Genomic DNA, 16537 nt, shown 5'->3' on the forward strand with positions numbered 1-16537 from the left:
CTTCGGAAGAGCCGGAGGGGTGTGTGGGAGGAGCATTGATGCGCATGTTCGCAAGAGGTCAAAGTGTCCTTTCTGGGCATGTATTATGAGTGTCGCCGATTGCATTGCATCGCCGTTGCATGAAGAGGCGCCGCGCTCCGTCCTGGTGGCACGCGCTGGTCGGAATAGTGAAGGGAGATGTCACGTCATCGAGCTATAGGGCTTGCCCGCCCCAAGTCGCAGATAAGCGGGAACTGGTTGGCGAAGTCGGAGAGCCTATAGGGTACTTTGTTAAAGATAAAATTTTACCTTTTGTCCGGGATGCCGGGCTCTGTCCGGTTGGAGTAAAGTAGAGGGTAAAATGCTATTCAAGTCGACGACCGGGCGGAATATATTTGCGGTTGCAATTTGTGGCCTTGCGGCAACAATAGCGGCGTCATCCGTTCTTTTTTATCGTGCCTATGAGGACGCGAGAAGCAGCAGTCTGGAGCACATGCGCCAAATTGCTCAGGCGGAAGCATTGACATCAGAAAAGAACATCGGTGGGACGGTACATATTGTAACCGGACTTGGATCAGTACTAGAGACCATGAAGCAGGCAGGCGATGTCGACCGCACGAAGGCCGACCAGGTCATCCGGCACATGCTTGAGAACAATCCTGATGTGCTCGCCCTTTGGACGGGATGGGAACCAAATGCCTTCGATGGCAAGGACGCCGATTTCGTCAACATGACGGGTTATGATTCGACCGGCCGCTATGTTCCCTACTGGGTACGGGGCGGTGACGGTAAGATCAGCAATACCGCATTGACCGACTACGCGACCGCCGGACCGGGCGACTATTACCAACTTCCCTTTACCCAGAAGAAAACGGTTGTGATCGAGCCCTATCCCTATGCCATCGATGGCAAGGACGTGTTGATCACCTCAGTTGCCAAACCCATCGTCATCGATGGCAAGACTGTCGGTGTCGCGGGTCTCGATCTGTCGCTGCAGGAAACGAGTAAGGCGCTTGCGAAAATTCACCCCATGGGAACGGGCTTCATCAGCCTCGTGACGGGTGCAGGCAAGATCATCGGTCATCCGAATGCGGCACTGATCGGCAAGGGTCTCGCCGATGGTGGCGCGGAAACGGCCGGCTGGGACCAGCTGATTGCGAGTCCGGGTATCGAGAAGGAGATCATCGCGCAGGACGGATCACCCCATTTCGCGATTGCCTCGCCGGTGGCTCTGACCCCGGACATGACGTGGTATGCGATCGTCTCTGTGCCGAAGAGCACGGTCTTCGCGCAGATGAATACGATGATGAGAGATGCAGCCGTGACCATCGTGCTGGCGGCAGTGTTGCTCGCGCTGGCTGGCTGGCTGATCGCGCGTCGTTTCATTGGGCGTATCTCGAATGTCATTGGCGAGACGGCGCGGATTGCGCAGGGAGAACTTCAGCTCACCCTGAAGGACAGCCAAATCAACGACGAGATTGGCGATCTCGCTCGTTCACTGGAGGTGTTGCTGGAAAACAATCGGGAAAAGGCGCGGCTTGAGCAGGAGGCGGAATCGAACCGCAGCCTCAGCGAAGACGAACGCATCGCCCGAGACCGCAACGCAGCCAAGGAGGCTGCCGATATCAAGTTCGCCGTCGACAATCTTGCCCGTGCGTTGGCCAGGTTGGCGGACGGTGACGTTTCTTACCGCATTCAGCAGCCCTTCGTTGCGCAATTCGATGAAGTGCGCAACGACTTCAATAGTTCCGCTGAGAAACTACAGAACGCTCTTGTGCGCGTATCGGACAATGCCCGCGGCATTGATGCCGGCGCCAACGAAATCCGGTCGGCGGCGGACGATCTGGCGCGCCGCACCGAGCAACAGGCCGCGGCCGTCGAGGAAACGGCTGCTGCCCTCGAAGAGATCACCACAACCGTGAAGGATGCTGCAAAGCGGGCGCATGAAGCTGGTCAGCTCGTTGGCCGCACCCGTGTTGGTGCCGAGCGTTCCGGTGAGGTCGTGCGTCAGGCGGTGATTGCCATGGAGCGGATCGAGCATTCGTCCGGTCAGATTTCCAACATCATCGGCGTGATCGATGAGATTGCATTTCAGACCAATCTTCTTGCCCTCAACGCTGGCGTTGAAGCGGCACGCGCGGGAGAAGCCGGTAAGGGTTTTGCGGTTGTCGCGCAGGAGGTGCGTGAACTCGCCCAGCGTTCGGCAAATGCCGCAAAAGAGATCAAGGCGCTCATTACGACATCGAATCAGCAGGTCGAGGCGGGGGTTCAGCTGGTGGGCAACACCGGCAAGGCGCTTGATGCCATCGTGGCGGAAGTGCAGGAAATCAACCAGCATGTCAGCGCGATCGTCGAATCCGCGCAGGAACAGTCTTCGAGTCTGCAGCAGATCAATACGGCGGTGAATCAGATGGACCAGGACACGCAGAGCAACGCTGCCATGGTCGAGGAAACGACAGCCGCAAGCCATGCGCTGGCCATGGAAGTCCAGGCGCTGAACCAGTTGTTGAACCAGTTCGAGCTGGGCACGGCCACCGGCGTCCAGCGCGGGGTTCGCGCCGCTGCCTAGTCACTGACGCAGCCGTTGAGCTTTCGACGGCTGCGTTTTCATCTTTCGGATCAGGCGAGGATCATATTGCGATCTCCGACGCCGCCCAAACATGCACACGGAAAGCCGCCGCATCCGGCTTGTTGGCGTTGAACGCCGCGAAAAATTTCCCTGATCGGGGCGGCGGTTCCCGTCGGGGCGAAATGACACTCTAAACCGTCTTTGGGCGACGAATTTTCGGGCGGCTTCTCTCGGCCATTACTGTCTGCTTGGACACGCCCTAAATCCTGCTTTTGAGCGTATCTGCAATCTTTTCGGCGATCATTATCGTAGGGAGGTTCGTGTTCGCGCAGGGTATGCTTGGCATGAGCGACGCGTCGCAGACATAGAGGCCTTCCATGTCTCGCACCTTACCGGAACTATTGGTTACCGCCATGCGATCGCCGTTTGCGCCCATACGGCATGTGCCAACCGGATGCCAGACGCCACCCACGACCTCGGATATGTAGGCTTCCAGATCGGCGCGCTTGGCGGAGATACGCTGCGGGTCCTGGTAGTTGGACAGCATGTAGGGCAAAACCTTGTTGCGAAGGCTGCCGATGGCGTCCAGCCCGACCGCGCCGATGCTTGTCACCAGTGATGTCAGTGCTGACGGTTTCGAGAACCGCTTGCCGATCTCGGACATGCCGCCGGCATATACACCGGAGACGACTTGGCTCAAACTGGGATCGGAGGTCAGGCTGACAGCCCGCTCGAAGGCGTCGGCAAGGCGCACCAGGTCGCGGCGGTCCGACAGCATCCGGAAGTCGACGCGCGGCGCGCCGTCCGGAGCCGATGGATCGAGCAGCAACTGGCCACGGGAGTATGACTTGTTGACCCAGAAGAAAACCGAACCCAGCTGGCGTCCGACAGAGTGCCAGGCAGCACGTGTGACGAAGTTCATGTGCATGTCGCCTTGCGGGCAGCCTTCGAGGCCGGACGAAAAGCGATAAGCGAGCGGAATATGATAATCCGGTGTCCCCATTTGCCTGGCGGCAGGCTTCAGAAACGGCACGAGCCCGGCGGATGGATGCTCCATAAGGTTTTGTCCGATGCCCGGCACGTCGCGGACGACGTCGATACCGCAGTCGACGAGATGGGTGGCGGGACCGATACCTGAGCGCATCAGCATCGCGGGGGAGGCGAGAGCACCCGCCGACAGCACCACGCGGTTACCTGCAAGCGTCTCGCTGACGCCATTGCGAACGGCGATGACGCCTTTTGCCTTGCCTTGTTCGACCAGGATCCGAGAAACTGTCGTTTCTGTGCGGATTTCAAGATTGGCTCTGCGCCGCACCTCGGGAGTAAGGTAGCCCCACGCGGTGCTGACCCGGCGTGCGTGTTCGTCCATGTTGACAGCAGTCTCGAACATGCCTTCCTGCCACACACCGTTCTGATCCGGCAGAAACGGAATGCCCCGGCGTTCACAGATGGCGAACATCGCCCTCGTGAACGGAGTCCAGAGCACGTCGCCGCGACGGCGTATCGGGAACGGCCCACTTCTGCCGTGCAATTCGTTGTCGAAATCGAGGTCGCGCTCGAGCTTTTTGAAATAGGGAAGGCATTCGGCCCAGGACCAGCCCTCGGCGCCCATCTCACCCCATTCGTCATAATCGTGTGGAGCACCCCGGTTGGCGCCGATCCCGTTGATCGCCGAGCCGCCCCCCAGAACGCGGGCCTGTTCGTAGCGGGAGGATTTCACTTCAGGTCGGTTAGAGCCCGTGTATGCGTAAGTCGCTTTCAAGTTCCAGGTGTAGGTGGGATTGGAATAGGCGATGCCGGGATAGGGATTGGCGAGATCCGGAAAGTCTTCGGGACGGGAGGCGTCGAGGCCTGCCTCAAGCAGAATAACCTTGACAGCAGGATCTTCGGAGAGCCGCGAGGCTAGCACGCAACCCGCCGACCCTCCTCCAACAATGATGTAATCCGCATGAATGCTGTTCTGTACTATCATCTTACTGTCTCTAACGAACTGATTGAGTGAATCTGGTTTTGTCTCGGCCGGAACTCTGGCGTGGACGCGCAGAATCCTCGTTGCGAACAGCCGCGAACGCGAAGGCCGCGAACACGCCAGCGGCCAGCTGATTATGCACTTTCGACATGTTCGTGTTTCCCTTCCGGACGTTCACATTCTATTTTGAGATTGCCAGATCTGCGATCCCGACAATCCCTGCCTTTGGCCCAAGGGTTGCCGCCTCCAGTTCGGGTCTGGCCGCCGGGCCAATGGCTGCAATCGCAGCCTGTACCCTGTCCAGGAAGCCCGTGGCCAGGCCGACGCCTCCGCCAACGACGATCCGCGCCGGATCGATCGCCAGCTGTATCTCGCAGCAAAGGTGCGCGAAACGTTTGGCGACACCATCGATGATATCGCCGGCCCAATCTTCACCAGCAACAGCTGCGGTGAAAACGTCCCTTGGTTCTAGGGCATGCCCCAGCCGCTTCGCTTCTGCTGCAATCCAGGGTCCGCAGACCCGGGTTTCGAGAGGCAACGTTTTGTCGGATGAACCGCGCATTTGACCGAAGTGGCCGGCCACGCCCCGCAGCAGATGCCCGCCTGAAATGATGCCGCCACCAAGTCCGGTCGATACCGTGATGAACACAAGATCGGAGCGGTTGGAGGTTGCTTTGAATTCCCCCCACGCGGCGGCCTGCGCATCGTTGACAACGACCACGGGCACGCCCAGACGGTCGGCCGCCCTCGCTTGCAACGGAAACTCGCCCTCGATGTCGAGTGTCGCTTTGTTCATTGCTCGCCAGTTGCCGTCGCGGACAGCGCCGGTGACCGCAATGCCTGCCGCAGTGTATCGCCCTTTCCAGCCAGCAGTCGCTTCGACGATCGCCGTCAGCCAACCTTCCGGTGACTCGCTGCGATCGGTTGCGAATATAACCGTATCGAGCACTTCTCCCGCCTGCACCAGCGACGCCATGATCTTGGTGCCGCCGAGATCGACGGCAAGCGCCACCGGCGCCGGAGCGTAAACCTCATTCAGGGCATCGCGAAACCAGGCGGTCACATGTTCGGTTCGGGTGATGGCCGAGCCGACGACCACACAAGATGCACCGGCGCGGGCTGCAGCCTGCGCCTGCTCGACCGTACGGATGCGACCTTCGGCGATGGTGTGCGGCGTCAGTTTGCGAAGTTCGGTAACAAGCTCGATGTCAGGATCGACGGGCTCCGGACCGCCGGTGTAACCGGACATTGTCGAGCCGACGAAATCCACGCCCGCTGCCAGCGCGCGGCGCGCGTCTTCGACGCAGCTGCAGTCCGCCATGGAGAGCTTTCCGGCATCGCGCACAGCCTGCGCCAACGTTTCAACGCTCACAGGGCGCACGCGGTTCGTTGCATCGAACGCAATGATGTCGGCGCCGGCGTCTGCCAGGGCCTGGACATCGTCGAGATAGGGCGTGATGCGGACCGGACTATCGTCGAGGTCACGTTTGATCAGGCCGATAATGGGAGCGTCGGTTGCGGTGCGAACAGCGGCGACGTAGCGCGCCGACTCGATGCGAAGGCCTGCAGCACCTGCCGAAAGCGCCGCCAATGCGAACCCGACCACAAAGACACTGTCATCCATCGCACCGTCTGGCACGGGTTGGCACGAAACAATCAGTGCATTCGTCAGAGTGTTCTTCAACGCGGCAGGGCTCTTGTCGATATCATTGCGTGTCATACCTGAAGCTCCGATGTTCGCGCGCGTTCCAGGTCTCGCGCTGCGGCTTTGTCCAAGACGAATGTGGTGTTGGGGTGCCGGATCAAGGCTGAGCCAGGTACAATGTCCGCCGATGGGCCTTTCACGCTTGCCGCCACGGCGGCGGCCTTTTCCGAGCCGGTTGCAAGCACAACGATCCTTCGGCACTCCAGAATGGTTCCGATACCCATGGTGATGGCATGAGCAGGCTGCTCGGCATTGGGCGCAAAATATGCCGCATTGGCCGCTATCGTCGAAGCGTTCAGCGCAACACGGCGCGTACGCGAGTTGTGGGCCGATCCGGGCTCGTTGAAGCCGATATGCGCGTTGCGGCCGAGACCGAGCAGCATGAGATCGATGCCGCCACAGGCTGTGATGAGAGCCTCGTAGCGTTTGGCTTCGGCATCGGCGTCAGGTGCGGACCCGTTGGGGATATGCGTGCGGTCCGGATCGATATCGACATGGACGAACAGGTTTTCACGCATGTAGTAAGCGTAGGACGCGGGGTCGTCCGCCGACAGCCCCAGATATTCGTCCAGGTTGAAGGTCGTTATGGATTTGTAGGAACCGCGCCCGCTGTCATACGCGCTTCTCAAGCGCGCATAGACGGCAAGCGGCGTGCCGCCGGTCGGGAGACCGAGCACGCTGTCCGGTTTTTCGCCGATTTGCTGCAAAAGCATATCCGCGACGGCTGCAGAAGCTTCCGCAGCCGAATCCCTGATGATGATTTTCATTGATATTCCGTTTAATTCAGACGGTTTCCGCTCGTCGCATCAAAGAGCGAAACCTTGCCTGTTGCGATTTGTACCCTGACCGTTTGACCAGCTTTCGTGCTGCCAGTCTCAAGCCGCGCCGTTGCCTTTTGACCGTTGACAGAAAGCGTCACATTGTCTTCCGGCCCAGTAGACTCCACCAGATCGACCAAGGCATCGTGGCCGTCCTGATCGGACGAAACCAACTTGATGTGTTCTGGCCTGACGCCCAGAATGACCTCTGCATTCGCGTCTGTGGCCAGATCGGGGAATGGCAGCGACAGCGTCCAGTCTTTCCCATCCGTGAAGCGAACGCCGCCTTCGTCCTTGAGCAGCCGGCCAGTGATGAATTGCATCGAAGGCGAGCCGACAAACCGTGCGACAAACATGTTTGCCGGTTTGTGGTAGACCTCAAAGGGCGTACCGATCTGCTGAATGTCGCCCTTGTTCATGACGACGATGCGCGTTGCCAGCGTCATCGCCTCGATCTGGTCATGGGTTACGTAGACCATGGTCTTGCCGATACGCTCATGCAGCCTCTTGATCTCGGCTCGGGTCTCTACGCGCAGGGTCGCATCGAGATTGGAAAGCGGCTCGTCGAAAAGAAACACTTTGGGATCGCGTACCAATGCGCGCCCGATTGCAACGCGTTGGCGCTGCCCTCCCGACAATTCGCGCGGCTTGCGTTCCAGAAGTGCTTCAATCTGCAGCAGCCGCGCGACGTCGCCGACCTTCCGGCCGATCTCCTCGCGAGACAGGTTACGCATGCGAAGTGGAAAGCCGATATTCTGCGCCACGGTCATGTTCGGATAGAGCGCATAGGATTGGAACACCATTGCGACGTCCCGCTCTCGTGTCGGGATGTCGGTGACATTGCGACCTTCGATAACGATATCGCCCGAGTCTATCGGATGGAGGCCTGCGATTGCGTGCAGCAAAGTCGACTTGCCACATCCGGAGGGGCCGAGCAGGACAATGAACTCGCCTTCGGAGACCTCGACGTCGACACCCTTGAGTACCGGATAGGCACCATAGGATTTGGTGATATTTCGCAGAGACAGTGACTGCTTGATGGCTGTGTTCATGCCGATCATCCTTTGATACTTCCGAGAGACATGCCGCGTACGACCTGTCCTTGAACCAGCATGCCAAGCACCAGCATCGGCAGCATAACGAGTGTGGCAGCCGCAGTAAGTGGTCCCCATTGCACGCCCTGGAACGTCAGGAACGAGGTGATACTTACGGGCAGGGTTTGGGTATCGCGTCCAGTCAGGACCAGAGCGACGAAGAATTCGTTCCAGGTGAACAGAACGCAAAGAATGAGCGTTGCGACGATGCCCCCCTTGGCAACAGGCAGGAACACGTTCCAGAAGATCGTCAGCTCTCTTGCGCCGTCCACCTTCGCAGCATCTCGCAGCTCACGCGGAACGTCCTCGAAGAAGGTGATGAGCAGTGAAATTGCGAACGGCACGTTGATGAACGCATAGACCGCTATGAGGACCCAATGGTTGTTGAGTAGCTTCAGTTGTGCGGCCAGAAAATATGTCGGGATGATGAAAATCAGCGGCGGCGCGATACGCAGGCTCAGCACGAATTTCTCGTTCTTCCGGCGGACCGGCTCGTCCTGTGCCACCAGGCCATACGCAACCAATGCCCCGATCGTCACCGCGATAAAGCTGGCACCGAAGGAGATAATCACGCTGTTGAAGAAGGCGCGTATGAAGCTGCCGTTGTTGAGAATGCGATGGTAGTTTTCCCAGGTCGGTTCGAAAAGCCAAACCGGAGGGATGGCAAAGGCATCCTTAGTCGTCTTCATGGACGTCACGACAACCCAATAGAGGGGGAAGAGAACGACGATCAACAGAATGGCGATCGCGACGTAAAAGATGAATTTGCGCATTATGCGGCTCCCCTCGCCTGGGCCTTGAAGGCCAGATTGTAAAGCAGAAGCAGGGCGACGTTGGTGAAGATCGTCAGGACCATCGCGATCGTGAGTGAGTAGGAGATGTCGAAATTCGTGAAGGCCGAGATGTAGCCGTAAAGATTGAGCGTCTCCGTCGACAGAGCAGGGCCACCGCGGGTCATGATATAGAAGATGTCGAAGGTCTTCACGCTATCGATCGCGCGGATGAGTGCAACCACGAGCAGGGCGCGCTGCAGCGCCGGCAGTGTTATGTGCCACAGGACCTGCCACTCTCTGGCGCCATCGACGCGTGCAGCATTCTGCGGGTCACCTGGCAGCGATTCGAGCGATGCCATGGTCAAAAGCACGACGAACGGCGTCCATTGCCAGACATCGGCGATCATGACCGAAAAGATTGCGACGCTCGGATTGCCGAGCCAGTCCACCGGGCCAAGATGGACCAGCGACAGGAGATAATTCGCCATTCCACTGGAGGGGTCGAACATGAAGCGCCAGGTCAGGCCGACCACGATCGGCGTCATCACGATTGGCACCAGCATGATGGCACGGGCGATTTTCTTGCCGTGAAACTCCTTGTCAAGGAGCAAGGCTATCGCCAGACCGAGCGCAAGCTCGATGACGGTTGCGCAAACCGTGAAGAGAACGGTCCTCCAAAGCGCACTCAATCCACGGCTGTCGAAAAAAAGCCGGGTGTAGTTCTGCAATCCGATGAACTGTTCGCTTCCAGGGCGCAGCAGGCTGATATTGTGCAATGTCAGCCATAGCACGTAGATGGTGATCACCACCGAGACGGCACCGAAAAAGGCAATAACTGGCTGATAGAATAGTTTCGTTGCGTCTCTGGACATGGCGATCCCCAATTTTGGACCACGTCCGGGATTACCCGGACGTGGCGTCTTTTCCATTAACGCGCGAGCGCTGCGTCATTGGCCTCATTGGCTTCGGCGAGAGCATCCTTGGCAGAAGCCGTACCGGCAACTGCTTTCGATACAGCGATGCCGGCATTGTTGATGATCTCGTTTGCGGCCTGCACCGTCGGCAGATACTGCGGATTGCCGTTGGCGATCGATGCAAGCATGGCTTCCTTGAAAGCACCGTAACGCTTGTTGAATTCGTCCGAATTCAACGCCGCCTGCGAGCTTACGCCCGAGTTCGGCGCGATGCTAAAGGACTTTATCTGCTGTTCCTTGGCAGTTGCCCAGGTGGCGAACAACCACGCAGCTTCCTTTTGTGCGGAGGCATTGGTGATGTACAGGCTATGTACGGCCAGAGAGGACGAACCGCCTTTCAGCTTGTCGCTCTGAGCCGGGACTGGAACATAGCCGACCTTGCCCACCACCGACGAAATGGAAGGATCCTCGTTGAACGCGCCATTGACGGTGGCGTCCATGGTCATGCCGGCCTTGCCCTGCTGGAAGAGAACCCGGTTTTCTTCCCAGCCAAAGTTGCCGACGCCGACCGGGCCGTAGTTGCGCAGGACATTCGCGAAAGCATCGAGAGACTTTGCCGCCTCGTCGGAGTCGAGAGCCGATTTGCCGTCGCTGGAAATGAATTCGCCGCCATAGCCCCAGAGCCAGCCCGCCCAGACGTAGACGTTCTGGATGCCTTGAGCGCCACGCATGGTGATGCCGGCGATCTTGCCGTCAGACTTTTCCTTGATCGTCTTGGCTGCCGCCGTGACGTCATCGAACGTCTTGGGAGGCCGAATTCCGTACTCTTCGAACAGGTCCTTCCGGTACATGAGGAAGGTGCTTTCGCCGTAAACGGGCAGACCGTAGAGCTTGCCGTCGATGACGTTGGTATTAAGGTAGCCCGGGACGAAGTCCGCTTTGTCGAGATATGTCGGCAGCTTTGTCGCCAGTTCGTCCACCGGATCGATATAGCCCGCCTGCACGAAACCGGGAATGTAGATGATGTTGTTCTGGACAACATCGTAACGGCCTGAACCGGACGAGAACTCGAGCAGCATCTTCGCGGTGATGTCGGATTCCGGCACGACTTCGAGCTGGACTTCGATACCGGTTTCCTTGGTGAATTCCGGCAGCAATGCCTGAATACCATCGGTCGTCGGGTGACCTTCCATCAGAACAGAGATCTGCGCTCCGTCATATGGCTTAGCCGCGTCCTGAGCGAAGGCCGGGACGGCGGCCGAAGCCGACAGTGCGATCGTCAAAGCAAGTAGGTGTCTTCTTTTCATATCATTCCCCTTTTCAACTTCAATGAATTACGTTCGATTTCCTGATCGGACTTGGGCTTAGAGCGTCAGCACCTCCCTGGTCTGCGCAGAGCGAATAAGGCTGCCGTCATCGCACCGGACTTCATATGAGCATTCAATGCGGGCTGCCGTGGTGGCGCCCAACATTGCTGTGCGAGCAAGCACAACCGTGTGTTCAGTCGACCGGCGCGGGCTTGCCTCTGCCGTCTCTCGGGAGACGACGCGCGCCGCTTGCAGGTTTTCGAGAATGTTCGTCACTGGTCGCCTCCCCCTTGTTTGTTAGCGGGAAGCTACGAACAACGACATAATTCGTCAAGATATTTTTTTAGATGAAAATTTCCGCCAAAAGCAATTCAGCATCGACAGGCCGCGTTACGGACAGGCGATAGAGGGTGTCAGATGGCGCGGTCCGTCACGCTTTGCGCAGTCTCCCGGATGATATCCAGGCGCTCGGGAGCTGCTTTGGTGATGTAGGAAACGATCGCGTCGACGATCAACAACTCGCTTATTTTCGATGGATACGCACCGCCGGTCAGCGGTGTTTCCGGCCATGATGCAATGAGAAGGTAATCGCAGACGGCTGCCAGCGGGCTTTTCACACGACTGGTGATGCCGACAACCCGAGCACCATGGGAATGGGCGAGTTGAGCGATTTTGACGGTATCGATCGTCGATCCAGAGTTCGATACCAGGAAGAACACATCCGAGGAGCTCGAAGTGGCGGCAGCCATGGTGGCGAGATGGGCATCACTGGGAATGTGAGACTTCAGCCCAAGCCGGGCCAGTTTGTACTCGAGGTACTGCGCGGTAATCGCCGATGCAGCCACACCGAAAATTTCGATGTGACTGGCTTTCAGGAGTTCGTTGGCGACAGCTTCGATCGTGCGACGGTTCAGGAGCTTTTCGGTCTCGTCGAGCGCTATGCGCGCAGTCGTGATGAGGTCGATGACCGTATCGCCATGGGTGCTGGATGCATCTGGCTGGGTCTGGGTCGCCAGTTCCTGTGCCAGGGCAAGCTTGAAGTTCTGAAAGCCGGAAAAACGGAGATCCCGACAGAAGCGCATAACGCTGGCTTCCGAGGAACTTGCATCCTCGGCAAGCTCGGTGATGCTCTTGTAGAGCACTGCCTGAGGGTCTTCGAGCACGTAGTGCGCGACACGCTGCAACGCACGTGTCATGTTTGGTGCGCGTGATCGAATGCTGGCGATAAGCGCCATGTGTTGTGCCTGATCCAAGGCGCTTTCCTTAAAAATGCTCCCCGACCCAGGGAGGTGAACCGGAGAAAATATCGTTGCACTGCTTTATCGCCGCGGAATCGCCTTTGATCCAGCCTGCCCGTTCAAGAAAATAGGCTGACCGGAAACCAGAAAATAGCGTGGCAAACTGCGCTTGACCAACAGTGATATCAGCTTTTCCAATACTGACTTCCTCGCAGGTGGCGGATCCATTTTCCACTGCGAGCAGGAGGGAACGTTTGCGATTGTCCCCAAGAACGTCGATCGTTAGGCTGGCTGTGCCGCAGCGATATCCTCGGGCGACCAAAGCGTCTATCGGCGAGAGCAGTCGCATCAAAAATTCTTCCTGATGGACCAGCCGCCACCCCTTGTCGGGCATCGAAAAGATCAGGGCATCTTGCGGCGCACCATGCCAGCGGACGCGCGGATAAACGGTTGAGAACGTGCCGAGAAACTTCAGAATCTGCCTTGTGGCATTCCCCGATAGCGCCGCCCAATCACGAAGGACCAGGCAATCGGGATTGCCGGTGTCCAGAATAACATATCCGATTTTTTTTCCCTCGTGCTCAAACACGAAGGTGGAAACCTCGTCGCCGGATGCATGGAGCAGTACGTTCCAGTGAGCAGCCTTCCTGTCCAGGACAGCTTCTTGAACCTGGCAGTGCTGGCGATAGATCGGCTCGATCGCAGGACGAATATCCCCGCCAGTCACACGGCTGCACTGAAAGGCATCCTTGATCTTGTAGAGCTCGGACGTATCGGCCTCGTAAACGACCTCGGAGCCCGCAAGTTCAAAACCGTATTTCCGGTATAACGGCCTCGTTGAGGCAAACAGGCTTGCAATGGCAGCGCCACGCTTCAAAGCTTCCGCTACGGCCACGTCAAGGATTGTTGCCGCAAGTCCGCTGCCGCGATGCTCCGGGCTGATTGCGACATGGGCTATATTGCACGCCGGGACTGCCTTGCCGCCAAACCAATGGCCAGTCTCGATCAAAGCAAAGACGGCCGCCGGCTGTTCGCCCTGGTCGATAATGTGAAAATTTTCGAGGCCCGTGTTTTCGATGTACTCGCTGGTTCGAGCGCGACTGAAAGCGAACGCCGAAGCGTATGCCGTCACGATGAAATCGATATCTTTGCTATCAGCATTGCGCCTGCCCATCGTCCGTCCTGAAAGTTGCCGCCAAAATCACGGTGGCGGTGGTGTTGTTTCCCATGTTTCCATTGCCGGATGTCGAGAATTCCAGCTTTGACGTTCTTTGGCGGCCTACGCTATGTCCGTTCGGTACAGCCCGTCTGCTTTGCGAAGCGAACCGCGCAACGGAATTGCGTGCCGACTATCGACTTGCTGCCGATTTCTTGCCGTCGATCCATGTCTCGACATGTTCCATTCGGTCTGTCAGGACGACGAAATCCGCGATATATCCCGGCTTGAGGAAGCCTAGTTGTTGATCGACACCGATGGCTTTCGCCGGCGCGACCGAAGCCATTGCCAAAGCATGTTCCAACGGCAAGCCGATCACCTCATGGACGAATTTCACGCTCGCCAGCATGTCAATGTCCGCGCCGGCCAAAGTGCCATCGTCAAGTTTCAAGCTGCCCTCGTTTCTGCGGATCGATCTTCCATTCAACTCAAATTCCGAGAGCGCCGTACCGATGGATTGCATAGCGTCGGTCACCAAAAATACGGCGCCGGGGGCAAGCTTTGCCCGTAGAGCGATCCTGATTGTTGCTGGATCGATATGAATACCGTCCGCGATCAGGCCCGCATGGACCCGACCGTCGTCGAGAGCCGCGCCCACGATCCCGGGTTCGCGATGGCCCAGTTGGCTCATCGCGTTAAACAGGTGTGTCACCATCGAAGCGCCGGCATCGAAATAGGTCCTTACCCTCTCTGCTGTAGCGTTGCTGTGTCCGATACTGACGACAACGCCGGCTCGAGCCAGTGTCGAGACTTGCTCCGTCGTCACGTTTTCCGGTGCCACCGTCGTCAGAATGAAGCCCGTTGTCTGACGATAGTTGCAGATTGCCTGCAGATCTGTCGGCCCCATTGGGCGGATGAACGACGGATTGTGCGCACCCTTCCGCTCAAGGGAAAGATGCGGCCCCTCAAGATGAAGGCCAAGGAAACCTGGAATGCGCGCAGCCTGGGCCTCTCGACCGCCTTCCAGGGCGCGTCGGGTCACCTCCGGCGTATCGGTAATCAGAGTCGGGAGCAGCTTTGTCGTCCCAAACCGCGCGTGGGCTGCGGTAATCGCTCTGACAGCTTCTGCCGAGGTTTCCTCGCCAAAGCGAATGCCACCGCCGCCGTTGACCTGCAGATCGATGAAGCCGGGAACAAGCCATTGGTCATCGTGGTCAATGCGATACGCATCCTTCGGCACGTCGGATTTGGGGCAAATGCGCACGATCCGCTCGCCCTCTAGGAGAAGCGCACCGTCTTCGAACCAATTCGCCCCATCAAAGATTCGTGCTGCAACTACTGCGGTGGGGGTTGTCATCTTGAATTCTCTAATCTTTCCCAGTGAAAGCTCGATCGGAGCCTGAGTCAGGTGCCGGTCAAGGAGTAATGGGTGAGCGATGCCAATGCACAGCTGCGCGTTCTGGAAGCTAGTGCCAATGTCGATAATCGTCAAGATAACATTTTTGGTGAAAAATATCGCCAAAAATGAACTGAGCGGTTGACTGCTTGATCCCGAGGCGCATGGAGAACAGATCTTGTTCGCTGCTTGCCCATTGCAGACAACCCAATGCGGAGATCAGTTCTCCAGGAGGCCGCGTTCGTTCGAAGCGTCGTATTTTCGGATATCGCCCTGCATATGCCCCTGCCATCGGCTGACGAACGCTTGCGTATCGATGGCCCCAAGATGTGCACTGAGCGCGGACTGATCGGACCAGCGTTCCGATATCAGCAATTGTCCAGCTTCTGGATCGGCCACTGCAGCGTCATAGGAAATGTTTCCGGCACGCTGACGTGTGGCAACTGAAAGCACCTGTAGATCGCCGAGAAATTGCGTGAGGTCGGCGGGATCAACGTGGATGTATCCGGTTACGATAAGCATGGTCTTTTTCCTTCTGAAGTTGGCACCCGGTCACTTGCCCAAGGTTGACCAGGGCCTTGGGAGATCAGCCGACGGTAAGAACGAGCTTACCTTGCATACCGCCTCGGGAAGCGCGCTCATGTGCAGCCGAGGCTTCCGCCAATGGGTATGTGCTGTCGATCACGACACGAATGGTGCCGTTGTCAAGCAATCGACCAGCCTCTGCCAGTTGCGCGCCATTTGAGCGAACTTGTGTTGATGACACCGTGATCCCGCGTTTGGCAGCGTCATCGTGCCCGGAGAAGCCCAGGGGGTTGACCAGGAACAGCGCTCCACCGGGCTTGATGACGTTCAGGAAGCGTTCCATGTTCGCGCCGCCAACAGCATCGATTACGAGGTGTACATCCTGTGCGACCGTTTCGGCCGCCGCCTTGGTATAGTCGATGAACTGATCCGCGCCGCAGTCGCGCAGAAGCGCCTCGTGTTTGCCGGAGGCGACAGCGATCACCCGCGCCCCTTTCCACTTTGCCACCTGAACCGCCAGATGACCTACACCGCCTCCTGCGCCATTGACCAGAACCGTCTTGCCTTTGAGCGGGACCGGTGCATGGGGGAACGACTGGAGCGGGTTTGCCATGTCGTGTCCGAGGTCGACCAGAAACTGCCAGGCCGTCAGCAACGACATGGGTGCGCCCGCTGCCTGGTTGTGATCGATGCCCGCAGGTTTCTGTGCGAGTTCAGATGCGGGGACCGAGACATATTCGGCATAGGCGCTGCTGCCCTTCGCCAGGTCCTTTGGGAACCGCACCATCGCATAGACTTCGTCGCCGATGCCGAACCCCGAAACGCCGTCACCGACTGCGGCAACAACGCCCGAAACGTCGGTGCCTAAAATCAGTGGGAAGGTCGGCTCAGGCTGCCACTCGGGCGGTAGCGCCCGGTAGCCGTCACGCAGATAGAGGTCTGGCGGATTAAGGCTTGCCGCATGCACGCGGACAAGTACTTCGCCACCAGACGCTGTCGGACGGAGCGCATCTTCGTACAGCAAGACCTCCGGTCCGCCGAATTCGTGCAATTGTACTGCTTTCATCATTTCAGTCATCGTAATCTCGCTTTTT

13 protein-coding genes are annotated in these 16537 nt (G+C 58.1%); 1 reads left to right on the forward strand and 12 read right to left on the reverse strand.

Annotated elements, in window-relative coordinates; all coding sequences use genetic code 11:
* Positions 1–340: 340 nt before the first annotated feature.
* Positions 341–2548, forward strand: coding sequence for a methyl-accepting chemotaxis protein (locus tag VL202_RS25805; protein ID WP_325466911.1), 2208 nt, complete (start codon positions 341–343; stop codon positions 2546–2548).
* Between the two features lie 259 nt (positions 2549–2807).
* On the opposite strand, the gene VL202_RS25810 is transcribed toward VL202_RS25805, so the two are convergent.
* The 12 genes from VL202_RS25810 to VL202_RS25865 form a co-directional block, all read right to left on the reverse strand.
* Positions 2808–4520, reverse strand: a complete 1713-nt coding sequence (locus tag VL202_RS25810) for a GMC family oxidoreductase (RefSeq protein ID WP_325466912.1) — start codon at positions 4518–4520, stop codon at positions 2808–2810.
* 178 nt (positions 4521–4698) lie between these two features.
* A complete protein-coding gene (locus VL202_RS25815; RefSeq protein ID WP_325466913.1) occupies positions 4699–6237 on the reverse strand; it encodes a putative N-acetylmannosamine-6-phosphate 2-epimerase in 1539 nt (512 codons plus the stop codon).
* Positions 6234–6989 (reverse strand): glucosamine-6-phosphate deaminase, encoded by a 756-nt coding sequence (gene nagB / locus VL202_RS25820; RefSeq protein WP_325466914.1) that lies wholly within the window; start codon positions 6987–6989, stop codon positions 6234–6236. The genes VL202_RS25815 and nagB overlap by 4 nt, the downstream gene beginning before the upstream one ends.
* An 11-nt stretch (positions 6990–7000) precedes the next feature.
* Positions 7001–8101 (reverse strand): sn-glycerol-3-phosphate ABC transporter ATP-binding protein UgpC, encoded by a 1101-nt coding sequence (locus tag VL202_RS25825; protein WP_325466915.1) that lies wholly within the window; start codon positions 8099–8101, stop codon positions 7001–7003.
* The gene (locus VL202_RS25830) at positions 8098–8907 is read right to left on the reverse strand and encodes a carbohydrate ABC transporter permease (RefSeq protein WP_325466916.1); all 810 of its coding nucleotides are present in this window, start codon (positions 8905–8907) and stop codon (positions 8098–8100) included. Before VL202_RS25830 ends, VL202_RS25825 begins: the two co-directional genes overlap by 4 nt.
* The gene (locus VL202_RS25835; protein ID WP_325466917.1) at positions 8907–9779 is read right to left on the reverse strand and encodes a sugar ABC transporter permease; all 873 of its coding nucleotides are present in this window, start codon (positions 9777–9779) and stop codon (positions 8907–8909) included. The genes VL202_RS25830 and VL202_RS25835 overlap by 1 nt, the downstream gene beginning before the upstream one ends.
* A gap of 56 nt (positions 9780–9835) precedes the next feature.
* Complete coding sequence (locus VL202_RS25840; RefSeq protein WP_325466918.1) at positions 9836–11128, reverse strand: sugar ABC transporter substrate-binding protein; 1293 nt, start codon at positions 11126–11128, stop codon at positions 9836–9838.
* 413 nt (positions 11129–11541) lie between these two features.
* Positions 11542–12381, reverse strand: a complete 840-nt coding sequence (locus tag VL202_RS25845; protein ID WP_325466919.1) for a MurR/RpiR family transcriptional regulator — start codon at positions 12379–12381, stop codon at positions 11542–11544.
* A gap of 10 nt (positions 12382–12391) precedes the next feature.
* Positions 12392–13540, reverse strand: a complete 1149-nt coding sequence (locus VL202_RS25850; RefSeq protein WP_325466920.1) for a GNAT family N-acetyltransferase — start codon at positions 13538–13540, stop codon at positions 12392–12394.
* A gap of 175 nt (positions 13541–13715) precedes the next feature.
* A complete protein-coding gene (nagA, locus tag VL202_RS25855; RefSeq protein WP_325466921.1) occupies positions 13716–14879 on the reverse strand; it encodes an N-acetylglucosamine-6-phosphate deacetylase in 1164 nt (387 codons plus the stop codon).
* Between the two features lie 258 nt (positions 14880–15137).
* Positions 15138–15440 carry a putative quinol monooxygenase gene (locus tag VL202_RS25860; protein ID WP_325466922.1) on the reverse strand — a complete coding sequence of 101 codons (303 nt, stop codon included), beginning with the start codon at positions 15438–15440 and terminating at the stop codon, positions 15138–15140.
* A gap of 64 nt (positions 15441–15504) precedes the next feature.
* Positions 15505–16521, reverse strand: a complete 1017-nt coding sequence (locus VL202_RS25865; RefSeq protein ID WP_325466923.1) for an NADP-dependent oxidoreductase — start codon at positions 16519–16521, stop codon at positions 15505–15507.
* Between the last annotated feature and the right edge of the window lie 16 nt (positions 16522–16537).

This window comes from Pararhizobium sp. (assembly GCF_035497515.1).
Taxonomy (GTDB): domain Bacteria; phylum Pseudomonadota; class Alphaproteobacteria; order Rhizobiales; family Rhizobiaceae; genus Pararhizobium.